Annotated in this window: 1 protein-coding gene; it reads right to left on the bottom strand. The window is 60.6% G+C overall.

The window, feature by feature from the left end; all coding sequences use genetic code 11:
- Positions 1-287 (bottom strand): LysR family transcriptional regulator (locus K3A85_RS17855; protein WP_225207862.1); only part of this gene is annotated, 287 nt, incomplete at both ends.

The following is a 287-nucleotide window of genomic DNA, read 5'->3' as shown; positions in this document are numbered from 1 at the left end:
GATCTCGACATCGGGCGCGCGCTCTCGATACAGGCCCAGATAGCCGGCGAATTTCGAAGATGCGATTACCGTGGGCGCGGAAATTCTCAGGCGTCCTGCGGGATTGGTGCGATTGCCCTGAACCTCTTGGGTCGCGACCCCGATCCGTTCGAGCGCGGCAGCCAGTTCCTGAAAATAGGTCTCGCCAAGATGGGTTAGCGTCAGCTTGCGGGTCGAGCGATACAGAAGTTGTGCTCCAAGCTGCGCTTCCAGTGCGGTGACAGCCTGGCTGACCACCGAGGGTGACA

Origin of the sequence: Novosphingobium huizhouense, assembly GCF_020179475.1 — a bacterium.
GTDB classification, from domain to species: Bacteria; Pseudomonadota; Alphaproteobacteria; order Sphingomonadales; family Sphingomonadaceae; genus Novosphingobium; species Novosphingobium huizhouense.
Note: the sequence above shows the minus strand (reverse complement) of the source record. Positions and strands in the feature narration are given on the sequence as shown.